24 protein-coding genes are annotated in these 25,346 nt (G+C 48.5%); 13 read left to right on the top strand and 11 right to left on the bottom strand.

Going from position 1 to position 25,346, the window contains the following annotated elements; all coding sequences use genetic code 11:
- Positions 1 to 58 precede the first annotated feature (58 nt).
- Positions 59 to 1,591, top strand: a complete 1,533-nt coding sequence (locus FJM67_RS05320; RefSeq protein WP_140587636.1) for an IS200/IS605 family accessory protein TnpB-related protein — start codon at positions 59 to 61, stop codon at positions 1,589 to 1,591.
- Positions 1,592 to 2,000: 409 nt separating this feature from the next.
- Here the strand turns inward: FJM67_RS05320 and FJM67_RS17485 are convergent, their stop codons facing one another.
- Together FJM67_RS17485 and FJM67_RS05315 are read right to left on the bottom strand one after the other, a co-directional pair.
- On the bottom strand, positions 2,001 to 2,162 hold the full coding sequence (locus tag FJM67_RS17485; protein ID WP_181161435.1) for an RSP_7527 family protein: 162 nt from the start codon (positions 2,160 to 2,162) through the stop codon (positions 2,001 to 2,003).
- A 112-nt stretch (positions 2,163 to 2,274) separates the two neighbouring features.
- The gene (locus tag FJM67_RS05315; RefSeq protein ID WP_140587635.1) at positions 2,275 to 3,156 is read right to left on the bottom strand and encodes a helix-turn-helix domain-containing protein; all 882 of its coding nucleotides are present in this window, start codon (positions 3,154 to 3,156) and stop codon (positions 2,275 to 2,277) included.
- A gap of 251 nt (positions 3,157 to 3,407) precedes the next feature.
- On the opposite strand from FJM67_RS05315, the gene pobA reads away from it, so the two are divergent.
- From pobA to FJM67_RS05295, 4 genes are all read left to right on the top strand, one after another.
- Entirely contained in the window at positions 3,408 to 4,613 is a 1,206-nt protein-coding gene (gene pobA / locus FJM67_RS05310; RefSeq protein WP_140587634.1) for a 4-hydroxybenzoate 3-monooxygenase, read from the top strand.
- A gap of 264 nt (positions 4,614 to 4,877) precedes the next feature.
- On the top strand, positions 4,878 to 5,906 hold the full coding sequence (locus tag FJM67_RS05305) for a TRAP transporter substrate-binding protein (protein WP_140587633.1): 1,029 nt from the start codon (positions 4,878 to 4,880) through the stop codon (positions 5,904 to 5,906).
- A gap of 130 nt (positions 5,907 to 6,036) precedes the next feature.
- Positions 6,037 to 6,540: a TRAP transporter small permease gene (locus FJM67_RS05300; RefSeq protein ID WP_140587632.1), complete on the top strand. Its 504-nt coding sequence runs from the start codon at positions 6,037 to 6,039 to the stop codon at positions 6,538 to 6,540.
- 3 nt (positions 6,541 to 6,543) lie between these two features.
- Positions 6,544 to 7,830, top strand: coding sequence for a TRAP transporter large permease (locus FJM67_RS05295; RefSeq protein ID WP_140587631.1), 1,287 nt, complete (start codon positions 6,544 to 6,546; stop codon positions 7,828 to 7,830).
- Between the two features lie 32 nt (positions 7,831 to 7,862).
- Here the strand turns inward: FJM67_RS05295 and FJM67_RS05290 are convergent, their stop codons facing one another.
- From FJM67_RS05290 to FJM67_RS05255, 9 genes are all read right to left on the bottom strand, one after another.
- Complete coding sequence (locus FJM67_RS05290; RefSeq protein WP_140587630.1) at positions 7,863 to 8,849, bottom strand: LPP20 family lipoprotein; 987 nt, start codon at positions 8,847 to 8,849, stop codon at positions 7,863 to 7,865.
- Positions 8,850 to 9,461 (bottom strand): penicillin-binding protein activator LpoB, encoded by a 612-nt coding sequence (locus tag FJM67_RS05285; RefSeq protein ID WP_328591924.1) that lies wholly within the window; start codon positions 9,459 to 9,461, stop codon positions 8,850 to 8,852.
- Positions 9,462 to 9,493: 32 nt separating this feature from the next.
- Complete coding sequence (locus tag FJM67_RS05280; protein ID WP_140587629.1) at positions 9,494 to 11,176, bottom strand: hypothetical protein; 1,683 nt, start codon at positions 11,174 to 11,176, stop codon at positions 9,494 to 9,496.
- Between the two features lie 3 nt (positions 11,177 to 11,179).
- Positions 11,180 to 11,305 (bottom strand): hypothetical protein, encoded by a 126-nt coding sequence (locus FJM67_RS17855; RefSeq protein ID WP_268888259.1) that lies wholly within the window; start codon positions 11,303 to 11,305, stop codon positions 11,180 to 11,182.
- A 91-nt stretch (positions 11,306 to 11,396) separates the two neighbouring features.
- Positions 11,397 to 11,855: a protein-export chaperone SecB gene (secB, locus tag FJM67_RS05275; protein WP_140587628.1), complete on the bottom strand. Its 459-nt coding sequence runs from the start codon at positions 11,853 to 11,855 to the stop codon at positions 11,397 to 11,399.
- A gap of 40 nt (positions 11,856 to 11,895) precedes the next feature.
- The gene (grxC, locus tag FJM67_RS05270; RefSeq protein WP_140587627.1) at positions 11,896 to 12,150 is read right to left on the bottom strand and encodes a glutaredoxin 3; all 255 of its coding nucleotides are present in this window, start codon (positions 12,148 to 12,150) and stop codon (positions 11,896 to 11,898) included.
- A gap of 10 nt (positions 12,151 to 12,160) precedes the next feature.
- Entirely contained in the window at positions 12,161 to 12,580 is a 420-nt protein-coding gene (locus tag FJM67_RS05265; protein WP_140587626.1) for a rhodanese-like domain-containing protein, read from the bottom strand.
- 205 nt (positions 12,581 to 12,785) lie between these two features.
- The gene (locus FJM67_RS05260; RefSeq protein ID WP_140587625.1) at positions 12,786 to 13,589 is read right to left on the bottom strand and encodes a DUF1338 domain-containing protein; all 804 of its coding nucleotides are present in this window, start codon (positions 13,587 to 13,589) and stop codon (positions 12,786 to 12,788) included.
- A gap of 155 nt (positions 13,590 to 13,744) precedes the next feature.
- Entirely contained in the window at positions 13,745 to 14,614 is an 870-nt protein-coding gene (locus FJM67_RS05255; protein ID WP_140587624.1) for a LysR family transcriptional regulator, read from the bottom strand.
- Positions 14,615 to 14,771: 157 nt separating this feature from the next.
- On the opposite strand from FJM67_RS05255, the gene amaB reads away from it, so the two are divergent.
- The 8 genes from amaB to FJM67_RS05215 all read left to right on the top strand — a co-directional run bounded on the left by amaB (position 14,772) and on the right by FJM67_RS05215 (position 25,334).
- The gene (gene amaB, locus FJM67_RS05250) at positions 14,772 to 16,316 is read left to right on the top strand and encodes an L-piperidine-6-carboxylate dehydrogenase (RefSeq protein WP_140587623.1); all 1,545 of its coding nucleotides are present in this window, start codon (positions 14,772 to 14,774) and stop codon (positions 16,314 to 16,316) included.
- Positions 16,317 to 16,429: 113 nt separating this feature from the next.
- The gene (locus FJM67_RS05245; protein WP_140587622.1) at positions 16,430 to 17,704 is read left to right on the top strand and encodes an NAD(P)/FAD-dependent oxidoreductase; all 1,275 of its coding nucleotides are present in this window, start codon (positions 16,430 to 16,432) and stop codon (positions 17,702 to 17,704) included.
- 144 nt (positions 17,705 to 17,848) lie between these two features.
- Positions 17,849 to 18,733, top strand: coding sequence for a LysR substrate-binding domain-containing protein (locus tag FJM67_RS05240; protein ID WP_140587621.1), 885 nt, complete (start codon positions 17,849 to 17,851; stop codon positions 18,731 to 18,733).
- 107 nt (positions 18,734 to 18,840) lie between these two features.
- On the top strand, positions 18,841 to 20,370 hold the full coding sequence (gpmI, locus tag FJM67_RS05235; RefSeq protein WP_140587620.1) for a 2,3-bisphosphoglycerate-independent phosphoglycerate mutase: 1,530 nt from the start codon (positions 18,841 to 18,843) through the stop codon (positions 20,368 to 20,370).
- Positions 20,371 to 20,388: 18 nt separating this feature from the next.
- Positions 20,389 to 21,516, top strand: a complete 1,128-nt coding sequence (locus tag FJM67_RS05230) for a murein hydrolase activator EnvC family protein (RefSeq protein ID WP_140587619.1) — start codon at positions 20,389 to 20,391, stop codon at positions 21,514 to 21,516.
- A 43-nt stretch (positions 21,517 to 21,559) separates the two neighbouring features.
- Entirely contained in the window at positions 21,560 to 22,816 is a 1,257-nt protein-coding gene (locus tag FJM67_RS05225; RefSeq protein ID WP_140587618.1) for a S41 family peptidase, read from the top strand.
- A gap of 1 nt (position 22,817) precedes the next feature.
- Positions 22,818 to 23,747, top strand: coding sequence for a divergent polysaccharide deacetylase family protein (locus tag FJM67_RS05220; protein WP_140587617.1), 930 nt, complete (start codon positions 22,818 to 22,820; stop codon positions 23,745 to 23,747).
- Positions 23,748 to 24,215: 468 nt separating this feature from the next.
- Positions 24,216 to 25,334, top strand: coding sequence for a branched-chain amino acid ABC transporter substrate-binding protein (locus FJM67_RS05215; protein WP_140587616.1), 1,119 nt, complete (start codon positions 24,216 to 24,218; stop codon positions 25,332 to 25,334).
- Positions 25,335 to 25,346 lie beyond the last annotated feature (12 nt).

The raw sequence follows: 25,346 nt of genomic DNA, 5'->3' as shown, positions 1-25,346 counted from the left end.
TTTATGGACGACGCTCGGCCAAAAATCGTGCTCAGAAAGCCATTGAGGCAACAAAGGAATGACGCACCGCACTTATCAAACTCGACTCAAAAACCTGAGTGCTGAATCCGATTTAGCACTGTCGAGTTATGCGGCGATTTTCTCAAAAGCAGAACGCACGCTTTTTGCCCAAACCTTTGCTCAAGGTATTCGACCCACACAAACGCACAAAAGCGGCTTCCAACTTCGCTTTGGTATCACTGCTAGACAATATAACGCCATCCTCTATGGCCTTCGTGGCAAAGTCGAGTCCATCAAAGAGCTTCGCAAAGACCACATCCAAGCCGCTAAAGCGCGCATCAAATCCTCCGAAAAAGCGGTAAAAGCGTTGGAACGTCGCTTAAATGCGGATCGCAAAACCGGGGCAGCCACCAAGAACAAGACGGCCTTTAAGTTGCATCACAAGAAGCGTCGCCTTGCTACTCAGAAACATCGTCTTGAGAAGCTGTTGGTCGCTGAAAAAGCGAGCACGGTCTCTCTGTGCTTTGGCTCGCGTAAGCTTTTCCATGCTCAGTATCACCTTGAGGCGAACGGTTATAAAAACCATGCTGACTGGAAGCAGGATTGGCAGACTTACCGTGATCGTCAATTTTCGGTGTTGGGCTCCAAAGATGAGTCTGCGGGTTGCCAAGGTTGCCAGCTAAAACGCATTAATGACCAGTGGCTTCTTCACTTGCGTCTGCCAAATTCAGTCATTGAGCAAACAGGCCTTTACAAGCAAGTTGTTTTACCCATTGAACTTCCTCACGGTGAAGATGCGATTAAATGCACACTAAAACGAGGCGGCGCTATCACGTACCGTTTCGTTCGTGACGAAAAGGGTTGGCGAGTTTTCCTCTCCATCGAAGTCCAAGCGGCAAAGAAAAAGAGCATTGAAGCGCAAGGTGCGATTGGCGTAGACATTAACGCACATCATCTTGCAGTGGTTGAGATGGATCGTCATGGTAATCCAATCAACAAGCACCGAATTAACGCTCATACCCACGGCAAAACCACCCACCAACGTATGGCTGTCATTGGTGATGCTGTGAAACAGCTTGTCGAGATTGCGCATCGAACGCGTAAGCCGATCGTGCTTGAAGCGCTGGATTTTAAGCGTAAGAAGCAAGATTTAAAGGCTAACGAGGATCGCCGCTACAACCGCATGATCAGTGCGTTTGCTTACTCAAAGATCATCGAAGTGATCAAGGCTCGGTGTCTTGATCACGGCATAGAAGTAAAAGACGTCAATCCTGCTTATACCAGTCAGATTGGCAAACATAAGTTTGCTGAGCGCTATGGCCTAACGCCCCATCCAGGGGCTGCACTGGTCATTGCTCGGCGCTCAAAGAATTATCGCGAGCAACCCAATCGTGAAGATCAAACCGCTTCTTGGCTACCTGAAAGGAAGGCTACGGAACACGTATGGTCCTATTGGAGGAAGGTAGCTCGAAAACCAGTGGCGTATGCAACGCTGCTCTCGAAGCGAAAGCTATCTAGGCAAAGTGCGCTCTCAAATGGCACGGAGTCTAGGACGGTGTCCCATACCTCGGGGGTAAGTGCCCGAGCGTAAGCTTGGAGCACTCACAGTCGGGAACGCTGTTCGCCCGGCGATATGGAATATTTTTCCATACAATTAGGAACGGTTGAAATAATGGGGTAATTTGGCTTTTTGCCAAAATTTCATCGAGTAGTGAGCTGGTTTGGTCTTGCATGGATAGCGTCTCTATCACTAGGTAAGCGAGAAAATCTTCTTAGCTTGATGATAGGAAATAATTGTGACGCTTAGATGACAATGTTGTGTTTGTGTATATCTGTCGCAGATGTGACTGAGAATAGAAAACTATTGTTACAAATTTAGTTTTGAAGAAGGGTTATAAATATTTTTTATGAAGTGTAGGGAGGAGTGTAGAGCAAGGTGACCGAGCTGCGCTGAATTTATTATTGTTGTCAGCGAATCAGCTAGTAATCAGTCACCAAGATTAGTGAGCAGGGCGAAGCAGAGCAGGGATGCGCACCAAACCTTTGAAAAAGGCTTTCACTTGTTTTGCGGCAGCTTTGATGCTAGCGGCAACATAAGTACGACGTAGTTCGTAAGCGCGTTCAACGTAGTATTCAGTGTCTAGTTCGTCAAATTTGTTCATGGTAAAGCTCCTGTCGGTAGGGTTTTAATATCTTACAGGGCTTATGATAGAGGTCATGCCTTAGATGAACAAACGATCAATATTAACGCTATAGTTGAGTAAAACTAATCTATTACAAAGTGAAGGCGGCTTGTCGATATTGTGCAGGGGTTTTTCCCTCTAATCGTTTAAATGATCGGCAAAAATAACCGAAGTCAGCATAGCCGAGATCATGGCTAATCTCTTCGATAGATTTTTGGGTATAGACCAATTGACGTTTAGCTTCCAGATGTAAGCGCTCCAAACTTAACTCCTTAACGGTACGACCAAAGGCTTTTTGGGTTGCCCGAGTCAGTTTCTTTTCTCCAACATTGAGCGCACTAGCGTAGTCTTGTACCGACCAATGTTCTCTAAAATGAGTATGAATCAGTTGCTTGATACGTAGCGCTAAGCTGTCGTCACTGTTATGACTTGGCAGTGAGTTTTGTAGCCGTTGTAGTTGAATTAACAGACTGCCAAGTAGGTTCTCTATCATGGTAGTACGGCCTACCTGAGGATAGTTAAACTCCGTTTGCAGTAAGTTGACGAGAGTCTGGCAGCTACTGAAACAGTCTTCTTGGTGAGTAAAACTTAAACAGGTTGGAGTGCTAAGTAGGGTGGTGTGAAGCGCGGCAGGCATGGCTGCATGGTTGTTGATTATCAGCGTCTCTGCAATGGACAACACTTTGCCCACGGTATTGGGTGCAAAGCGAAAACTGTGGACGATGCCAGCCGGGATCAAAATCGCCCAGTGACCTGCTAGATTGAATTGCTCGGTATCTAGAGTAACGCTGGCTTCCCCGTGTTCTAGTAGGAGTATTTGATAAAGCCTGGTATGCCGATGCGGATTTATTACCCACTCCCGTTCTCGACTGCGGCTAGCGATGTCTTCCAAATGGACAAATTGTGGGTCATCAAACCAGTTTTGCTCTCCTTCCAAGGAGAACTGGGGGATTTGCTTGCGGGAGGCTGTCATTGCTTTTGTCCATTTTCGAAAAAAATCAAACGCTATATTATTTTTGAATATCAACTTAAAGTCTGCATAAAAATTTATACAAATCAGTTGGCTAGATAAATTTTTAGTCAATGTCTTGCTTTGATTAGTAAAGCAGAACTGTCCGAAAAGTACAAAATCTAGTCTTGAATGTGCCTAATTATTTTCCCTAACTTGCATCACTATAAGAAAACGTTATTCACACTCAAGAAGAAAAATAGGTGGAGCAAGCTATGAAAACTCAAGTAGCCATCATTGGTGCCGGCCCTTCCGGATTATTGCTAGGACAATTACTTGCTAAGCAAGGTATTGAAAACGTCATCATTGAACGAGTGTCTGGTGAGTACGTACTGGGCCGTATCCGTGCCGGTGTACTAGAGCAAGGCATGGTGGACTTGCTGCGTGAAGCGGACGTAGCTGAGCGGATGGATCGTGAAGGGGAAGTCCATACCGGCGTAGAGTTAGCCATCAATGACAAACGTATTCGCATTGCCCTAGACGAATTGACTGGTGGCGATACGGTGATGGTGTACGGCCAGACCGAAGTCACCCGGGATCTGATGCAAGCACGCCAAGATTCGGGTTTGACAACCTATTATGAGGCCAGTGATGTTGAGCTACATGATGTCAAAACGGACTCTCCTTATGTCACGTTCCAGTACCAAGGGGAGCAAGTACGTCTTGATTGCGACTTTATCGCTGGTTGTGATGGTTTCCACGGCGTATCCCGCAAAACCATTCCAGATACGGTGAAAACAGAGTACGAGCGTGTTTATCCGTTTGGTTGGCTTGGCTTGCTGTCTGACACTAAACCAGCCCATGAAGAGCTGATTTACTGCAAAACCGATCGTGGCTTTGCCCTAGCGAGTATGCGTTCGCAAACCCGTTCCCGTTACTACATTCAAGTGCCATTGACGGACAAAGTGGAAGATTGGAGTGATGAAGCCTTTTGGACAGAACTAAAATTGCGTTTGCCAAAAGATGTGGCGGACAAGATGGAAACTGGGCCAAGCATCGAAAAAAGTATTGCGCCGTTGCGTTCGTTCGTTTGTGAGCCGATGCAATATGGCAACTTATTCCTTGTGGGCGATGCTGCCCATATCGTTCCGCCTACCGGGGCGAAAGGCTTGAACCTCGCTGCTTCCGATGTTTCCACTCTTTACAAGGTGCTAACGCGGGTTTATCAGGACAACGACCGCAGCTGTATTGACCAATACTCCGCCATTTGTCTGCGCCGAGTTTGGCACGGGGAGCGTTTCTCCTGGTGGATGACCAATATGATGCATGACTTTGGTGACGTAGCGGTAAACGGTACGGACAATGAGACCTTTTCTAAGTTTATGACCTCTGAACTCGACTACTTTACGAGCACTGAAGAGGGGCGTCGGGTGATCGCCAAGCAGTATGTTGGCTTACCTTACGAAGACCTGAAAGATTAGTGCTATATAAATTGATGAAAAATAAAGGATTTGCGTTTTATCAATAGCAAAGTTTAGCAAAAGGCGCCTACGGGCGCCTTTTTTATGCTTAAAAATATTCAGAAACTGATCGTTCGCAAAACAAGGTTATACTTTTTTTCAATGTCAGCACCTTAGAATCAATTACCTTCTGGCGCAATTGATTGTTAGTTTTGTTATATAAGCTCGATTACATAGTGATCGAATAATAACAACAATGACTCAATCATTGACTCGGAGCCTGATATGAAAAAAATAATAAAACACGGAGCCATTGCGGCTTTAGCGACCTCAGCACTCGTAGGTACTAGCGCCCAAGCGGCTGAATACACCTTACGCTTTGCTCACTTCTTCCCTCCTGTGGCGGGCGCTCAGAAAGACATTTTCGAGCCTTGGGCGGAAGCCATCGAGAAAGAATCCAATGGCCGCATCGAAGTAGAAATCTACCCATCCTCTACGCTTGCCAAGCCACCAGCTCTTTATGATGCAGCAAAGAATATGATTGCGGACGTATCGGCAACCGTGCAGGGCTACACCGCCAACCGCTTCCCTCTTACCCAAGTGGTTGAGTTACCGGGTTTGGTGAATAGCGCAGAGCAAGGTTCTTGTATTATCCAAAGTCTTTATGATGAAGGTCATTTGGATCGCGAATACCGTGATACCAAGCCACTGTTCTTCTTTACCCACGGGCCGGGTGGTATTCACACTACTAACCGTCTAGTTGAAAAACCATCTGATCTGGAAGGTTTACGCATTCGTCGTCCTACTGCTGTGGTAGCAAAAATTCTAGAAGGACTAGGAGCGCAGCCAGTGGGTATGCCGGCACCTGAAGCTTATCAATCCACTCAGCGTGGCGTAATTGATGGGGTCTCTCTACCTTGGGAAGGGCAATACACTTTCCGTCTCAACGAATTGGCTACTAATCACACCGAAGTAGGTGGTTTGTACACCTTGTCCTTCATCGTGACCATGAACAAGCAGTTTTACAACCGTCTACCAGCAGATCTTAAGCAGGTCATTGACAACAACTCTGGTATGAAATGGTCTCAAATCGCTGCTGCTTCCTTTGATCGCCTAGATGAAGAAGGACGCAAACAGGCCGTTGAAGCTGGACACAACATTGTCACTATTGATGGCGGTGCGGAGAACCCACTTTGGAAACCTGTGTTGTACCAAGCTACAGAAGAGTACCTAGCTGAAGTAGAGAAAAAACGTATGCCTGCAAACAAGGTGTATGCCCGTGCTGTCGAGCTTGGTCAAACAACCTGTAAATAACTGTTCACTTCGGGCTCTTTGTTAGAGCCCGCCTTCCGAACAAGATCAAAAAACTAACTGCGCTGTGATGTTTCAGCCATACTTAAGGTGTGGCTCGATTCAGTGTGGCTGTTTTTATCGGAGTGTAATTATGAGTTCATTAATTCGTGCATTTGACAAGATAACCCTTGTGATGCACTGGATAGGTGGTGTCTTTCTGATCGGTATGATGGTGGCAACCCTAGCGGATGTACTGTCCCGTGGACTATTCGGGATGACTGACGGTGCTGTGGATTGGACTTTTATCGGTGGTGTGGAGCTGGTGAAATATTCACTGCTATTCACCGTTCTGTTTATTTTGCCCCATTCTGTTAGCCGTTCTCAGGTGATTGTAGATTTGTTTACGGAAGGGCTTTCCCAGCGCCGCAAAGACTGGCTTGAGGCACTTTACTTGTTGTGCTTTGGGCTACTTGGGGTGGGTATGTGTTACAGTTTTTTTCACTTGATGGTGGAGTCCGATCTCTACTATGAAACGACACAAGATTTGCTGATACCAATGAGCTATTTCTACGCCGTGGCGAGCTTTGCAACGGCCATGCTGGCCTTGTCCGCTGCGCTCCAGGCGTTGGCACTGATAACGAATAAGAAGGGTTAAGCCATGAGTACAACTGCTATCGGGTTAACTTGCATTGCAGTCATGTTGCTCATGATTGCGTTGCGTGCGCCTATCGCTTTGGGCATGGCGCTAATGGGTTTTGTAGGTTTTGCAGCGATTGTTGCCTTTGATCCTGCGGTATCTATCTTGGGGACTGGGCCATTTGAAACTATGTCAAACTACAGTTTCAGCCCCATTCCAATGTTTATTTTAATGGGAGTGTTTGCCTCCAAGGCTGGTATGTCCCAAGAGCTATTTACCGGCGCACGCAAGCTGTTTGGCGCTTGGCGCGGCGGTATGGGACTTGCAGCGGTAACTTCTTGCGGTATTTTCTCGGCGATTTCGGGATCCTCTATGGCCACTGCGGCGAGTATGTCCCGCGTGGCTTTGCCGGAGATGGAAAAGAATGGCTATGCACCCACGTTAGCGACAGGTGTACTGGCAGCAGGCGGCACCTTGGGTATCATGATTCCACCATCCATTGCCTTGTTGCTTTACGCTTTGATCACCGAACAGTCAGTGGGTGATATGTTTATCGCCGGTGTGATTCCGGGGTTATTGGGATTGGTGTTATATGGGCTAACAGTGGCTATTTTAGTGACTGTTAACCCAAATATGGCTCAACCAGGTGAAGCCACTACCGTGATGGAGAAAATTAAAGGTCTGAAAGGTTTAGTGCCTTTCACCGGTATTTTTCTCTTTATTATTGGCGGTATTTATTCTGGTTGGTTTACGCCGACAGAAGCAGCGGCAGTCGGTGCAGCAGCAACTTTGGTGATCGCGGTGGTACGGGGCATGCGCTTCCCGCAGTTTCTGGAAGCGGTGCAAGAAACGCTGGTGATGTCCGCCATGATCTTCTTTATGATCATTGGTGCGGAAATCTTCGGTTACTTTTTATCCGTATCGCGGATTTCATTCACCTTGGTGGAATGGGTCGACGCCATGCAGCTGTCACCTTATATGGTGCTGATTGCCGTATTGATTTTGTTTATGTTGCTGGGCTGTGTGATGGACAGTATCGCCATGCTGCTTCTAACAGTACCTGTGGTTTATCCGTTAATTGAAGCGGCTGGCTTTGATCCAATTTGGTTTGGCATCATTGCCGTCATCACCGTGGAACTAGGGTTGATCACTCCGCCAGTGGGCATGAACGTATTTGTGATTAAGTCGGTGGCACCGCATATTTCGATCGGCCAGATGTACCGGGGGGTAATGCCTTTCGTACTGTCCGACCTAGTACGCTTGATTATGATCATTCTCTTCCCATCACTAGCGATTGGCTTACTATAAGCCAATCGCCTAGCATCAAGGCGCGCAGTAACTTATTGAGTTAACCAAGCAAAGATTTCCGTCGCGCCTTTCTCCCCCCAATTTTGTTGGGCTTTGATTTGTGCCTGTTGTTGCTGGGAACCTATGCCCCGTGCGGCGATAGTCATATGGCCTTGCTGACCAGTGCGAGCCATGACTGATATCTCACCATCAAGAAACTGATAAAAACGTTTATCCTGTTGCTTTTGTGTCGGTTCCTGTCGCGATCTAATCTGAAAAAAGGCCTGGTTTCCAAGGCTGACTTGCAGACCCATTTGAGTCAAAGCGGCTGCTAAGGCCGTATCTTCTGTGGCAAAGCTTAGCTGTGCCACTGCCTTGGCTAGCAAAACCTGTTGGTTTTGTATCCGGTCATCACTTGGGCTTTGGAATGGGGCTTGTGCATAAAGCTGATACTTTTCCACCAAATCTTGGCGTTCGGCGAACAAGGCAATCCAGCCAAAATAGGTGCGCCAATGGCTTTCATGGATTTGCTCTTGATTGGGCAAGGTTGCCGCGCTAGCAAAAAGCCGTTGATCGAGTGATTGGACTTGCTGCTCCAAGTCAGCCATAGCGGCATAACGGTCTAGGGCTTGCAAAGCGTACACATAGCGTTCGTCCTGATAGCGCTCTTGGTTGCGAATATAGGTGACGGCTAAGGGTTGGGTTTTTACCTGGGTAAAAAGCTGGTTTACCCGCTCAAAATTTTGCCCCTCGCTGGTCATGCTGTGGCGTGTTTGAGTCTCAGTACTTTGTACCACTTCCGCTTGCAGCTGCTGGGCAATTTGTCCATTGCCATTGCTTTCTGCCACCTGATAGGCGCGGGGGAAATTCTCACTCACCGGAGCCGAACCCACTCCATAGACGAACTGGCTGTTTTGAGGCGGCTGGGTTAACCACTGGGGTGCTGTCTTTGTCTGCGGCGCATTGGCACATCCAGCCAGACCCATACCGATCAAGCCAGAGAGTAACCAGGGTAGCGCCTTCCGTTGGCGAATAATCATTTAGAAAAATCCTTTATCGGCAAGTTTCTTGATTTTCTTCTGACCATTCCAAACCTCGCGGTTGCTGGTCATATCAATCAATTTTAAGTCGACCTGATAGTAGGTCACCCGTTGCTCACCATTGCTATCGACAATGGAGTTGATGGTGCCGGAAAGAGCAAAACCGGCACCTTGTTCTAGGCCAAATTCCGCTGCAGTACCCGGAGCCGCATTGAGCTCTTGGTCGGTACGTTCATCGCGCACATCATCACGCTCCGCACCGCCAACCACAAAGTCGACCGTACCAGCACGCAGTAGGCTGCGTTTGATGTCGTTGATAAAGGTATCCACTGGGATGTGCTCATGGCTTTTATTGCGAATGGATTGCACGATTACCGTCGGGTTGCCGGAATGGGATACTTTAAAATTGCTGTACCAAGGGAAAGTCAGCATATCCGCCATCATCTCCTCGGCGACCAAGCGCGAGTCGGTATCATTCCAGCGGTCGGACAGTGCCACTTCCTGATTCACATCGATACGTTGCACACCGGGGGAGCTACAGGCCGTCAAGCCAAGAACCAATGCGGAGGCCACCACAGCGGGGGCGATAAAACGGGATTTGATCATTAACATACTGTCTACCTTTGCCTAGTCAGTGATGAATTTTAATAAGGGTTACGTATATTCCAGATTTTCATCTCACCGGAGGCAATTTGCGTTTGCTCCATGGTGAAACTGTGTTCGCCAACCTGATAGTTGGGCGTATAAGTACCGGCAGCTAATGGTCGGCGTTGTAGCCTTACTTGGGCTGGCAGAGTCAGCCAATTGCGGGTATCTGCCGCGGAAGTTGCCATCAACGCAACTTGGCTGGCAAAGCCAACCAACATACCCAGGGTATTGTCTTTGACTAATTGCTGGCGAGCTTGTTGGGCTAACCACGCACGCAGTAACTCCCGCACCAAGCCTTCGTAAATATCCCGTTGGGCATGGGCAATTTGATCTTGTAAGGCGATATCCGCCAAGGACGACATACGCAGCGTGGGGGTTTGCATGGTGTCTGCCCCTAGGCTCAGTATTCCTGGCTGATTATCCAGCTCGAAGCGGCGATAGAAGGGCACCGTAATCCGCAGCGGCACCTGTAATAACTGCTCTTCTAAACCTAAGGATCGCAGCTGACGCCATACTCCCGCCCCTAAAATAACCCGCTTGGTAAATAAACCATCAAAGGTACGCCAAATGCCTCCGGCCTTGTAGTTGGCAAACATGGACAGCGGATTAGCGTCGGAATACACCATGGTAAACCAGCGGAATTCATCGTAATCGTTTAGATTACGCCGACCGTTTTCATAGGGAATCACTGGGTCTAATACCAGAGAGTAGGCTTCGGGATCGGCGTATAAAAACAGGCTCATTTCGGCTTTATCCGGTATAAAGCCTTGGTGCTCAATGATCACCAGTTCCGTATCATGCTGTTGATACTGGCTTAACAATTCCTGATGGGCGCTGTCTAAATACTGGTTTATTGCAGCATCCACTTCCCCCTGTGACCAGCCGGATTTTTGCATCATGCGGATGGCATCTAATCGTGCCCGCTGGGCAGTCATGGGGGATAAATCGTATTGTTTGGCGTAACCGGATTCGTACAGTTTGGCTGCGTTGGTGTAGCTGATACGGGCATCGTCGTAATCCCCCGCACTTTCATATTGCAGACCTTCTAAGTAGCGCCCCCAAGCGTCTTCCCGGTATTGAAACTCTTCACTGCTACGCCCTCCGGCATAGAAATTCCCTAGCCAATCCAACGCTTTCATATAAAAGGCTTGGTTTTCCTTGGCATCTAACTCTGCGTAGCTGGTGGTTAAGGCGGAGATTTCATTCAGTTTTAAGTCAATGCGACGGGCTTCTACCACGGCGGCATCTAATAGGCTTTGACGTTGTGGGGTGCGTGCCGGTGCTTCTTCCGCTAAAGCAAGGTAGTTCAATGACTTAAGATAGCTGATATAGACTCGCTCGACGCCATTGCCGTAGTAGTCACTTTGACGGGGATTAGACAATAAAGCCCATGCACGGTTTTCTAGGCTTTTCTTAAAAAAAGTATCGCTCAGTTGTTCGGCTTGTTCGAGTAGCTCGTTACTGCGTTCATAATCCCCTTGATATTGTGCCAGAGCGCCTTTTTCGAGGTAACGCAATAATGTGTCTTGAGGGCTTTCAAGGGCTTTGTCGATCACCGTCTCAGCACCTTGCCAATCGCCATTTTTGGCCAGCTGCAAGCCCTCATCAATATCTTGGCGATAGGTGGCGCAACCACTTAAGGTCAGTATTAGGGTGATGAGTAGAGTGAGCCTTAGCAATGCTTAGCTTCCTTGGCTGGTGAATTGATGAACAAATAGTACCCCAATTAACCCCATACAACCAAGATACAGTATCAGCCAACGTAGCTTCATGCAGTAAGGACAGGGTTTACGCTTCTTCTTGGACATACCTTAGTCTCCATATCTGACACCTGCTGACAAAAATGACAAAGGAGGCCTGAGCCCCCTTTGTTGTACACTAGCGCAGATAAACGGTCGTTTACTGGGCTGGTTGTTCTGCTTGTTGTTTCTGCAGGCTTTCTAGGTACAAAGCGTCGAAGTTAATCGGCGCAAGCATCACTGGATTAAAGCTACCTTTAGTGATGATAGAGTCGATGTTCTCACGGGCGTACGGGAACAAAGTGCCTGGGCAGAATGCACCCAAAGCGTGGTGTAATTGACGCTCTTCAAAGCCTGCGATAGTGAATAGACCACCTTGTTGAACTTGCACAAGGTAAGCCGCTTCGTTGTTGTTTTTCACGTTAACAGTAACATCCAGTACCACTTCGTATAGATTTTCACCTACTTGGCGGCTCTTGGTGTTCAGTTCAAGACCGACTTCAGGCTTCCACTCTTCTTGGAACACCATAGGAGAACGTGGCGACTCAAACGAAATATCTTTCAAGTAAATGCGTTGAATCGAAAGTTGTGGTTGTACTGGGGCGTTTTCTTCAGCCATTAGGATGATCCTTTGTTCGCTATTGTGTTTTTAAGGAATGCTAGGAGGCGAGCATAGCATCCAGCTGTTGGGCGCGTTCCAGAGCAAATAAATCGTCGCAACCGCCCACATGGGTATCACCAATCCAAATTTGCGGTACGGTATGACGCCCAGATTTTTCCATCATTTCTTGGCGCAATTCACGGTTGCCATCTACGCAAAATTCCTGAAATTGCACGCCTTTAGCATTCAGCAGGTGTTTGGCCCGAATACAAAACGGGCAGTAGTCGCTTGAGTAGATGGTTACTTGTGCCATGATAGGAACCTTATTTTGATTTTTTCACCAGAGGTAGACCGGCATTTTGCCATTCGGTCACACCACCCTGTAGTTTGTACACGTCAAAGCCTGCTTTGATCAAGTCGCCAGCAACAGAACCTGCAGTCATGCCCGTTTTACAGACTAAAATAATGGGCTTACTTTTGTATTTCTCAAGCTGTCCCATTTGATCTTTTAGTTTGGCAGAAGGGTAGTTCTTCGAATCGGTAATATGACCGGTACGAAACTCATTGGCTGGACGGATATCGACGATAACAGCGTCTTTCTCGTTGACCATGTTGGTCATCTCCGTATTGGAGACACTGCGAGCACCGCCTTTCATTTCATAAAAAATAACCGTGGCAAGGATAGCAACAAAAATCGCTACCATATCCCAATGGTTGATAACAAACTCAATTAACTGATTCATTTGTAGTCCAAAAAAAGCGTTAAAACATCGGCGAATCATTATACACAGGTGGCCGAAGCGGTACAGACTAGCACTTCAATTTGACTAGAAAATGACGCTTCCATCGCGGTAATAGAAACAAAATTTAGATGTAAAACAAAAAAGGGAAGACGGTGTCTTCCCTTGATAGTCAGTGTTTTCCCATGAAGGAAATGAGCAAAGACGCTTATTTGTTGTTCGTGGAATTGAAGATTTTGTCCGCGTTACCTTCGATAAAGCTGTCAAATACAGTGCCATCGGGTTGTACGTGGCGTAGGGCAAACTCGTAGAAACAGCTAGTGATGGTGCGAGTTTCACCACCGGCAAAGGTAAACTCAACCTTGTCTGCCATAGTAGAAGACTGTTCTAGGTACAGCTCGGGAGAGCCTTTCACCAAACCACCTACGTCATTCAATAGGTAACCTTCGTCCTGTAGCAGTTGATTGACCTGTTGAATGGTAGGGAACTTCTTCAGGTGGTTAATGCTGACAGTAAAGTGGTTGGTTTGTAAGCCCATGGTGCTCAACCAAGCAGCATATTCACTGTACTCAGCTAGAGTGCGGTAATCCGCTTCGCTTGGTGCAGTCCAAAGTTGTTTTGCCCAGAAGATTTCTGGACCTTGTACGGCATCCGCCGGGATCTGGGCAATAAGTTTGGCAATAATAGGCTGGCACGCTTCTGGCAATTCGCTCGCGACGATTTCTGAGACGAAAATCTTAGGGTGTTCGCTGTTCTCTGTGTGTTTGTAGCAACGGGCGTTCAGTTTCTTTTGCTCGAAGCGGAAAGCACCGTAAGGCTCATAACCCATGGCAACTAGCTGTGGTTCGAGTTTTTCGAGGCTGATCGGTGAGTCTGCAAAAGTACGAAACGCCACGTGATCATTGATTACTTCTTCCCCATGACTTTTGAACAGGTCTTGAATGCGCTGAGCCTGAGGCGCGATTTGGGTGTAGTGTTCCCATAGATTGGCAAAAAAATCAGTAACTTGCATATGAACTCCGACTATTTTTATGGTGCAGTTAAATGGTGGACGTGACCCCAAACCTAAAAACTTTGGTTAGGCTTCAGCGTCTTGCTTTATTAGCACTCTAGTTAGGGCTGAGCATTCGTGCAAAAGGTAAAAACGCATTTTGTCATTAAGAAATGTTATGTGACACTTGTCTTGCTTGAGATTTTTTTATTAAACAATGACTGTTTCGCGGTCAGGATGGTGTTGATTAGATGGGCGGGGAAGCTTTGCTGTTTGTGGTGGGCCAGACCCACGACCCGTTTTAACGTCACATCACTAACAGAACGCAGCACAATATCCGCTCGGGAGCGGGCTGAATGCTCAGGGATCAAGGAAATCCCTAGTCCTGCCGCGACCAAATCCAACGCGTATTCTTCGGTTTTCACTTGGGCGCGGGTATCCACCTGTAATCCCTGCTTTTGCATCAGATAATTCCATGACTCTTGGATGTCACAGGGGCGGCGGGAGATAAACGGCAATTTATCAATTTGCTTAATCGACACAGTTGGAAACTCAGCCAGCCAATGACCTACCGGCATAGCGATCACATAGTTGTCTTCCCACAGGGGATAAAACACATCCGTATCGCTGGTGTAGCTGTTGCAAGTGAAACGTAAATCCGCCTGTTCTGATTCGTCTACCAAGCTCAGAGTTAGGCCGGGAATATCATCCAGCAACTTTTTAATAACTTGGCTGATCAAGGCACCGGATAAAAACGGTGCCAGTGATATGGACAGTTCCAATGGGGTGGAGGAATCGCTAAACATGCCCCGCATGGCATTCATATCTGCCACCATTTTGCAGGCATGGGGGTATAGCTGGCTGCCACTATCCGTAGGCGTAACCCCTTTCGAGTGCCGCACAAATAACTTGGTACCTAGATCCTCTTCCAGTTGCGCCAGTGTCGTCGAAATAGACGGTTGGGCGACGAAGCAACGCTTCGCGGCACCACTTAGACTGCGCTCTTCAAACACGGCAATAAAGTAACGTAATGATCGAATATCCATTGCTTAGCCTCGTTATGATGAGTTCATTATGGCGTTGGCTATAGGTAAAAGCTAGATCACTAGCAGGAAATCAATATTTCTCATTGATAGCAACAGTGAGTATGGTGAAGCCATAGAAACAACTATTCCCCATTAAAGCGTAACTACGAGGTGCAACATGAGCTTAGCTTGTTTAGAAACACTGGGTGTAAATAGCCTAAAACAAGGCGATACTTTTTACAGCGTATTGACCGGAAACACCGTAGCACTAGGTGAAGGCGATGCATTCACTGCCCATAGTCCAATTGATGGCGCTCAGCTATCTCAGTTCAATAATGCGACCCCAGCGCAACTGGATGCCGTTAACGCACAGCTACAAGAAGCATTTAAAGTATTGCGTGTGATTCCGGCACCACGTCGTGGCGAATTAGTACGCCGTATTGGTGAAGAAGCCCGTAAATACAAAACTGAGCTGGCGGAAGTGATTGCCCTTGAAGCGGGTAAAATCATGCCGGAAGCCCTCGGTGAAGTACAAGAATGGATCGACGTGTGTGACTTCGCTGTAGGTCAATCGCGCATGCTACACGGCTTGTCTATTGTGTCTGAGCGTCCGGGGCACCGCATGATGGAACAATGGCATCCGCTTGGCCCAGTGGCTGTGATTACTGCCTTTAACTTCCCAATGGCGGTTTGGGCTTGGAACGCTATGCTTGGCCTAGTTTGTGGTGACCCAATCCTGCTAAAACCATCGGAAAAAGCACCTCTATGTGCATTGGCTATGTACCAAATCGCCCAAAACGTGATTGCCGATATGCCAGACATTCCAAAAGCGGCAGTCAGTGTGATGATTGGTGGTCGCGATCTAGGTGAAGCGATTGCTGCAAGTGAAGTATTCCCGCTCGTTTCTGCTACTGGTTCTACGGCAATGGGTAAAGCGGTGGCGCAAACTGTAGCGAAGCGTCTAGGCCGTTCCCTACTAGAACTCGGCGGCAACAACGCCATGATCGTTTCACCGACCGCAGACCTAGATTTGGCGCTACGTGCCATCGTGTTCGCCGCTGCCGGCACGGCAGGTCAGCGTTGTACTACTCTGCGTCGTTTGATCGCCCATGAATCTGTTGTAGATGGTTTGGTTGAACGTGTTGCCAAAGCCTACGGCACGCTTCGCATCGGCAACCCGCTGGAAGAAGGCAAGTTGGTTGGTCCGCTAATCTACGAAGGTAGCTTCAACCGTATGCAAGCAGCCCTAGAAGCGGCTAAAGCGCAAGGCGGTGAAGTGGTATTTGGCGGTGAGCGTGTGACTGAAGGTGTACCTGCCGGTGGTTTCTATGTGCGTCCAGCCATCGTACGTATTGCCCATGATGCGCCGATCGTCCATGAAGAGACTTTTGCGCCTATCCTGTATGTACTGACTTACAGCGATTTCGAGCAAGCGTTAGCAATCCAAAATGAAGTACCACAAGGTTTGTCTTCTGCGGTATTCACCGAAAGCATGCGTGAAGCGGAACTATTCATGTCTCCAGCAGGCTCTGACTGTGGTATTGCCAACGTCAATATTGGTACTTCTGGAGCAGAAATCGGTGGCGCTTTTGGTGGTGAAAAAGAAACCGGTGGCGGTCGTGAGTCCGGTTCCGATGCATGGCGTAACTACATGCGCCGCACCACCAATACCATTAACTATGGTGGTGACCTGCCATTGGCACAAGGCATCGTGTTCGAATAAGCAACACTGTGTGGAAAAGAGGGAAGGCTTAGCCTTCCCTCTTTTGGGTTGGGACGACAACAATTCTTGCCAGTTCCGTGATGTCATTGATTGAATGTGTTTGAGGTTATGTTATGGCCGAGCAAGTATGTGATTCACTTTGGCGTGCCAGTGCTCCGGCGGGGCCGGAATTAACCCCACTGAGTGGGGAGAAAGAAGTTGATGTCGCCATTGTTGGTGGCGGCTTTACCGGTCTATCGGCGGCACTACATTTGGCCAAGTTCGGTCGCAGTGTGGCTGTTATTGAGGCCCAAGAAATTGGCTTTGGCGGCTCTGGGCGAAATGTTGGCTTGGCTAATGCCGGGTTATGGTTGGAGCCAGATCAACTCGATCAAGAGCTAGGCAAAGCGGCTGGAAAAGTCCTTTACGATGCCCTCGCCGTAGCGCCAGACTTGGTGTACCAGTTGATCGAAACCTATGGCATTGAATGTGAACCAACCCGCAAGGGAACACTTCATGCCGGAGTTGGGGCAAGTGGGTTGGCGCAACTACAGCGCCGTTTTGATCAACTCAGTGCCCGCGGTGCACCAGTACAATTGCTGAACAAAGAAGAAGCCCAAGCACGAATTGGCTCAGCTACCTTTAATTCGGCTTTGTTTGACCCCCGAGCAGGGACCATTCAGCCCTTGGCGTACGCCCGTGGCTTAGCCCATGCAGCGATCAAAGAGGGAGCGCAGTTGTTTGATTTCTCCCCGGTGATTGCAATTGAATCCCAAAGTGAAGGTGGCTGGTTGGTGAAAACCGCCCAAGGTGTGGTCCGTGCCCAGCAGGTAATCCAAGCTACCAATGCTTACAGTGCTTTCGCCGCAGAAAAAGAAACCCGTAAATTCGTCCCCATTTTCTACAGCCAACTTGCCAGCAAACCTTTGAATGAGCAACAACTAGCGGCTGTTTTGCCTAATAAAGAAGGCATGTGGGACACCTGTACGGTAATGAGCTCCGCCCGTATGGATCAGCGCGGTCGCCTCGTGTTTGGCGGCATGGGCAACGTCGGCGGGGCATTGGCATCTTGGGCAACCCAACGGGTAGCGGATTTATGGCCAGCGCTTGGTAAGGTGGAGTGGGAATTCAAATGGACTGGACACATTGCCTATAGCGAAGACCATATTCCTCACTGTCAGCAGTTACAGCAAGGATTATATAGCATCGCCGGTTACAGTGGTCGCGGGATTGGGCCTGGCACGGTGGTTGGTAAAGAACTAGCGGAACTGATTACCGGTCAGCGAGAACAGTTATCTATTCCTACTACCTTGTTGCGGGATATCCCATTCCGGGAGCTGAAACGCATGTTCTACGAAGTGGGGGCTCATACCTACCATTTGGGGCAGCAAACCGGTACTTTGCGCTAGTTCGCAAAACAGCAAACTTTGCGTTGAATAACCTTCTACCAATAAGCGCCCGATTTTAGGGCGCTTATTGTATTTTTGCTGTGGTATTGGCCGACAATACGGTAAAGTTACGTTTTCTTACATCTAATCAGTAATGGCATACTAATGCGGCGTTATATTCCGTCCTCGACAGCACTAAAATGCTTTGAAGCATCCGTTCGACACCTTAGTTTCACTCGGGCAGCACAGGAATTACATTTGACCCAAAGTGCTGTGAGTCGCCAAATTCGTAACTTGGAAGAGTTTCTGTCCCGGGATCTATTTATCCGTCTCAATAAGCGGCTTGTGCTGACCAGTACGGGGGCTGCCTACTACAAAGAAGTCGTACCCCTGTTGGACAGTATGGAAAATGCCAGTCTGCGTATGTTGCACAGGGAAGATGAGAAGACCACCTTAACTATTTCCTCCCTTCCTACATTGGCTTCATTTTGGTTGATGCCAAGACTGGCTGAGTTCCAAAAGCAACATCCCCAGTTTCAGATAAAAGTGCGCTCATTGGATGATGCGGCCAAAATTGACCATGAATCCATTGATATAATTCTCCATTATGGCGGCGATCATTGGCCCCGGGCGGTTTCCCATCATCTATTAGATGAAAAAGTCATCGCTGTCTGTAGTCCAAACCTACTGGGTAAACGCGATGCGGATACTATGGCACCGGAAAGTGTGATGGATTACCCCTTACTGCACCTGTCATCAAGAATCAACGCATGGCCCGATTGGATGGTAGCCCAAGGGATGGAAAGTGGCTCTTTTGCTGGTCCTTCGTTCGCCCATTTTCATATGTTGCTAGAAGCCGCCAAGCATCATATGGGGGTAGCAATCCTACCAACCATCATTGCCGAGCAATCTTTACTTAACGGTGAGCTGATTGCCCCGTTCGGTGCAGCGGTGGATACCCCCCATGAATACCTCTTGTCCTACCCTGCCGATAAAGCCGATTTAGAACAGGTAGTCACCTTCAGAGATTGGATGCTTAATTTTCATTAAGCGATAACCATAATTTATCCCTGTCATAGTGCCGATGGTCTGTAATTAAATTACAGGCCTATGGTAGTATCCAAGCATCACTTTGCTATTCAATCGGGAACATACGCATGAGCAAGAAAACCACTGCACTCTTTATTCTGGACGGTTGGGGTTACAGCGAAACGTCTACCTCCAATGCTATCGCGGCAGCAAATACGCCAAATTGGGACAAGCTTTGGGCGGAGCGTCCCCATGCTTTAGTCAAAACTTCAGGTATGGCTGTGGGCTTGCCGGAAGGCCAAATGGGTAACTCTGAAGTTGGCCATATGAATTTGGGTGCGGGCCGTGTGGTCTATCAGAATTTCACCCGCATCGGCAAAGCCATCGAAGATGGTAGCTTTTTTGAAAATGAAGCCCTTGTGGCCGCGGTCGACAAAGCAGTGGCCGCCGGCAAAGCGGTGCATGTGTTAGGTTTGTTATCCGCCGGTGGTGTACACAGTCACCACGAGCAAATCATGGCAGTTTGTGAACTGGCGGCGAAACGTGGGGCAAAAGCCGTTTACGTACACGGTTTCACCGATGGTCGGGACACTCCGCCACGCTCCGCATTGGAACCTGTGGCGCAGCTAGAAAACCGTTTAAAAGAGATTGGTGTAGGGCGTATCGCTACACTTACTGGCCGCTATTTTGCGATGGATCGCGACAACCGTTGGGATCGCGTGCAGCAAGCTTACGATGCCATTGTGCTAGGCGAGTCTGATTACCATGCTAGCCGTGCCTTTGACGCCATTGATGATGCCTATGATCGTGACGAAAACGATGAATTCGTTAAAGCTACCATCGTTGGTGATGCGGTCAAAGTCGAAGATGGGGATGCGGTGATTTTCGCCAACTTCCGTCCTGACCGCGCGCGTCAGTTAACTCGCGCCTTCACCGCCGCGGACTTCAATGGCTTCGAGCGTAAAGCTACTCCTGAACTAGCCGGTTTCGTCACCTTTACCGAATATGCCTCTGATATCAATGCTGCAGTGGCGTTCCCGCCAGAAGCGCTAACCAATACGCTTGGTGAAGTGCTAGCCAAAACAGGGAAAAAACAGCTACGTATTGCTGAAACAGAAAAGTACGCCCACGTGACCTTCTTCTTTAATGGTGGTGAGGAAGCCGTATTTGAAGGGGAAGAGCGGGAACTGATTCCATCTCCCAATGTGGCAACCTACGATTTGCAGCCAGAAATGAGTGCCCCAGAAGTAACCGATAAGCTGGTTGAAGTGATTGAAGCGGGTAAGTACGACACCATTATCTGTAACTTCGCTAATGGCGACATGGTTGGCCATAGCGGTATCTTCGAAGCGGCGGTGAAAGCGGTTGAAGCGGTGGATGTGTGTTTGGGTCGAATTATCGCTGCCCTAGAAGCTTCTGGCGGCCAGTGCTTGATTACCGCCGACCATGGTAATGTAGAGCAGATGTTGAGTGATGATGGTACTCAGCCACTGACCTCCCACACCCTAGAACCAGTACCTTTAGTATTAGTCACCCCTGAAGCTGGTGTCAGCATTCAAGATGGGGCATTATGCGATATCGCTCCCACCTTGTTGGACATGATGGGGATGGACAAACCGAACGAAATGACGGGTAACAGTCTGCTTGTTCGCAGCTAACAAAGATGGATTGACCAGATGCTTGTACGTACCGGCTTGGTCATATTGGGTATGTTGCTGGCTAGCTTAAGCTGGTCAGCGGCACCGCAAACACCGCAGGAAGCGCGGGCACAAATCGAGGCGTTGCAGAAAGAGTTGCAACAACTCAGCACTTGGATGAAAGAGTTGAAGAGCGAGCGTTCCGACGTGGAGCAACAACTCGAATCCAAAGAGCAGGCGATACAGAACTTGCAGAATAAGATCCGTGATCTGATGCAAGATCTCAAAGCCGGTGAAGCCCAGCTTTCGCAGTTGCAAATACAACAGCGGGAATTGCAGCTCAGTATTGAACAGCAACACGATCAAATAGCCGCCCAACTTCGGGCGGTTTATCGTTCTGGTAACGACGATGGTTTACGTTTTCTGCTAGACGGTCAATCTCCTGCCCAGACCATGCGTCTGATCCATTACAATCGCTATTTTTCCCAAGCTCGACAGGGTCTTATCAACGGCTATGCGACTCAGGTGAATGAGCTGCATTTAGTGGAAAAAAGTATTCGTAGCCGCCGTGCTCAGCTGCTTGGACAGCAACAAGAGCTACAAGCGCAACAGGCTTCACTGCAACAAGAGCAACAGCAACGTCAGAAACTATTGGTCAGACTGGACAAAGACTTACAGACCAGTGGTAAACGTGCACAACGGTTAACCGAAAACCAAGCACAGCTGAAAAGCTTGTTGGAGCGGTTGGAGCAAGCGTTAGCGGACATTCAGATTCCTGACCAAGACACACCCTTCAAAACGCAACAAGGTAAGCTCATTCGTCCACTCGCGAATCTGTCGGTGCTACCGGATAATTCCCAAGTCAATCTTGGTGGGGTGACCTATGCCGCCAAAGAAGGTGAACAAGTTCGCTCGGTTTTTCACGGGCGGGTGGTGTTTGCCGATTGGATGCGGGGCTTTGGCTTTTTGGTGATCATTGATCATGGAGAGGGTTATATGTCACTGTACGGTTACAATCAAAGCTTACTACGGGAAGTCGGAGAGTGGGTAAACGCCAATGATGTCATTGCTACGGCGGGCAGCTCTGGTGGACGCACCGAAACAGGATTATTTTTTGCCTTACGTTATAACGGTCAGCCACTGTCCCCCCAAACTTGGGTGAAATAACGAATGGCTGCGCACAGCGCACTGACACCATGAGGATGATGTAATGAAACAAAAGCTACTGGCTTTAGCCCTTGGCGTGGGTGTTGCCCATGGCGCTGAATCCAGCGTTCCTCCAATTCCTTTAACGCAAATCCAAACCTTTGTGGAAACCTTTGAGACCATACGTGAAGGCTATGTGGAGGAACTGAGTGATGACGCTATCCTGCAAAAAGCCCTCAATGGTATGGTGCGCGCCCTTGACCCCCATTCAGAGTATCTAAGCCGCGATCAGGTGGCTGAGTTCGAAGAATTGTCGGTCGGACAGTATGCAGGGATAGGTGTTGAGGTAGAGTTTAAAGAAGACAAATTGATCGTGGTTGCTCCCATCAGCGGTTCCCCCGCTGCGGAGGCAGGCATTGAGTCTGGTGATGTGATTATTCGCATTGACGACCAACTGGTCTCGGGCATGAATATGACGGACATTATGGGAGTCATGCGCGGCGAGCCAGGAACTCAAGTTGTGCTAGATGTGGAGCGGGACAATAACATTAAGCAATATGTGTTGGAGCGCCGATTTATTGAAGACAGCAGTCTGAGTATGCGCATGTTGAGCAATAATATTGGCTATATCCAGATTCACCAGTTCCAAGGGGATACCGGTGAGGAGTTCCGTAATGCAGTGTTGGAATTGACTGATCAGAGTGACTTAGCCGGACTGATATTAGACCTACGAGACAATCCCGGCGGCGTATTACAAAGTGCCGCTGACGTGTTGGATACCTTTATCAGTGATGGCATGCTGGTTTATACGGATGGTAGACATCAACTCTCCCGTACCGAATTTACTGCCAGTAGTGAAAATACCCTGTTGCCCGATACGCCTTTAGTGGTGTTGGTTAACGAAGGGTCTGCTTCTGCCTCGGAAGTTGTGGCGGGGGCATTGCAAGACCATCAGCGTGGCTTGATTTTAGGTGCGGAAACCTTCGGTAAAGGCTCGGTACAGACCGTTGTGCCACTCGCCAATGGCGCAGCAATTAAACTGACCACAGCACTGTATTACACACCGAATGGCCGTTCTATCCAGGCGCAAGGCATTGTCCCAGATATGCTGGTACCCGATGCCGCCGTTGATATTAAACGTGGCCGTTTCGTTATCAAAGAGGCGGAACTTCAAGGTCATCTTGCCAATGGCACGGGTGGAGCTGAGCGTACTAGCTCAGATGTGGTGGCCTCGGCAGATGAACTAGCTAAGGATGACTTTCAGCTATTCCAAGCATACGTCGTCCTTAACTCAGCACTGAAGTTAAAATTGAGTCACTGATATGGGCTGGTGTCAACGGCTGGGTGCCGTGGTTGTATTGTGTGGGGCCGGGTTAGTTGCAGCAGAGTCTTGGTCTGATGCCAATCAACTATTAAGCGAGCGTTATCCCGTCTTGGGGAAGCCGGAACCATCCCTGCCATTGCCGATGCGTAAACCATCGCAACAGCCTTTGATGCCGTTACCGCTATTACGTCCCAATATATCCGCCCCAGAATTAAACGCTCCGGCGCGCATCGAAGCAATGAGGGACGACGTGAATCCTATGGATGCGTCTCCACCCCAACCGATGATTGGTATTATTATTGATGACGTGGGGTACAACCGTCGTGGCATGGAGCAGAGTCTAGCTCTGCCTGTGGCAGTGGCGCTAGCCATTCTGCCGCAAACTCCCTTTGGCCGAAAAACCGCCATACAAGCCCAGGAGCAGCAGCGTATTACGTTGCTGCATGCGCCGATGGAAAATGAAAGAGCACTTAAATTAGGCCCCGGTGGTTTGTATGTGCAAATGGATGAAACCACCCTGAAGCAAGTGCTAATGGATGATCTGGCGGGTTTGCCAGGGGTGCAAGGGGTGAATAATCACATGGGCAGTTTGCTCACTGCCCATCCCGAGCCCATGCAATGGGTCATGGAAGTGTTGCAACGGCAGCAGTTGTTTTTTGTCGACAGCCTGACTAATCCAAACAGTGTGGCTGGCCGTATCGCCAAAGAGCACGGTCTGCCCACCGCCACGAGACAAGTGTTTCTGGATAATATTAGGACGCCACAGCAACTGGAAAAACAATTCCAACGCTTGATTAAATTTGCCCATCGCAATGGATTTGCCCTCGCCATTGGCCATCCTTATCCAGAAACTATGGCTTATCTTAATCAGCGTCTCCGGCAACCTGCCAGTGTTCGTCTCGTGCCCTTGAGTGAACTGCTACACTAATGAAGCCAACCGAACGGATGATTTTGATATAAAAATCGGATGATTTTGATATAAAAATCGGACGATTATGAAATACAGGTCAAAATAATTGATGTAGTTTCGGGGCATGCTTACCCAATCGATAAGTATTGCTTGCACAATGTTGTGGCTTGAGAGCCTTTTTTAGATAAGTGGATGACTGATTTTTTTGCATGACACTAGAAATAAATGTTATGTGATTGTTTGGTTGTGGTGTTTTTCACTGGTTTAAAAGCGGGGGCTGGATGATTATTCTTGTTTAATCTGCATCCAGCTATTGACCCGAAAAGAGGCAAAGTCTATTGTTTGAGCATTATTGCGGTGCACAGTTTACAAAAAGTGTATGCAATTGTTCCTTGATTCGACTTAAAACTACTAGGATAGAATTTTGGAACGCTTCTTGCTTTTTGATAATAACGACAAAAACCAAAACGAGTAGGAGCTCTTCTTATGTCTAAAGCGGTTGTTAAAAAAACGTTGGTATCTTTGGCTGTAGCCGGTGCGATCACAGCAGCTCAGGCTGATATCGTAGTCGGTGTTGCTGGTCCTCACACTGGTGCTTATGCTGCGTTCGGCGAGCAGTTATGGCGTGGTGCTGCTAAAGCTGCCGAAGATATCAATGCCCAAGGCGGTATCAACGGCGAAATGATCAAACTAGTGAAAGCTGACGATGCTTGTGAACCTAAGCAAGCCGTTTCTATCGCTAACCGTTTGGTCGATTCTGACGAGGCGGTTGCAGTAGTAGGTCACTTCTGTTCTTCTTCTTCCATCCCTGCTTCTGTAATTTATGACGAAGCCGGCGTACTGATGGTTACTCCAGCTTCTACTAACCCAGCACTGACCGACCGTGGTCTACCTGGTGTGTTCCGCGTGTGTGGTCGTGACGACCAGCAAGGCGACGTAGCAGCAAGCTATATCGTTGGTGAACTCGGTGCGAAACGCGTCGCGGTAATTCACGATAAAGACACTTACGGTAAAGGCTTGGCGGATGCCATGAAGTCTACCCTTAACTCCTACGGTGTTAAGGAAGTGCTTTATGAAGGTCTGACACGCGGTGAGAAAGACTTTAACGCCCTAGTTACTAAAATCCGTTCTGTAGATGCTGATGTTGTTTACTTCGGTGGCTTACACTCTGAAGCGGGTCCACTTGTGCGTCAAATGCGTGAGCAAGGTCTAACAGCGAAATTCATCTCTGGTGACGGCATCGTATCTGAAGAGTTCGTTTCTGTAGCGGGTTCTCCTGAATATGTTGACGGTGTATTGATGACCTTCGGTGCGGATCCAACCTCTTACCCAGCAGGTAAAGCGGTTGTGAAGAGCTTCCGTGACACTGGCGTGGAGCCAGAAGGTTACGTCATGTACTCTTACACTGCGATGCAAGTGGTAGCGAAAGCACTAGCGGCCAACGACCTAGATCCAGTGGCTGCCTCTGACTGGTTGCACAGCGGTGTGAAAGTAGATACCGCTATGGGAACTAAATCCTTCGATGATAAAGGTGACTTGCTAGTATCCGACTACGTCATGTACGAGTGGGATGCAAAAGGTAAGTACAACATGCTAAATAAATAATCTAGTACCCCT

The organism is Maribrevibacterium harenarium, from assembly GCF_006385675.1.
Classification (GTDB): domain Bacteria; phylum Pseudomonadota; class Gammaproteobacteria; order Pseudomonadales; family Marinomonadaceae; genus Marinomonas; species Marinomonas harenarium.
The sequence above is the reverse complement of the archived record's forward strand: the minus strand, read 5'-3'. Positions and strand labels throughout refer to the sequence as shown.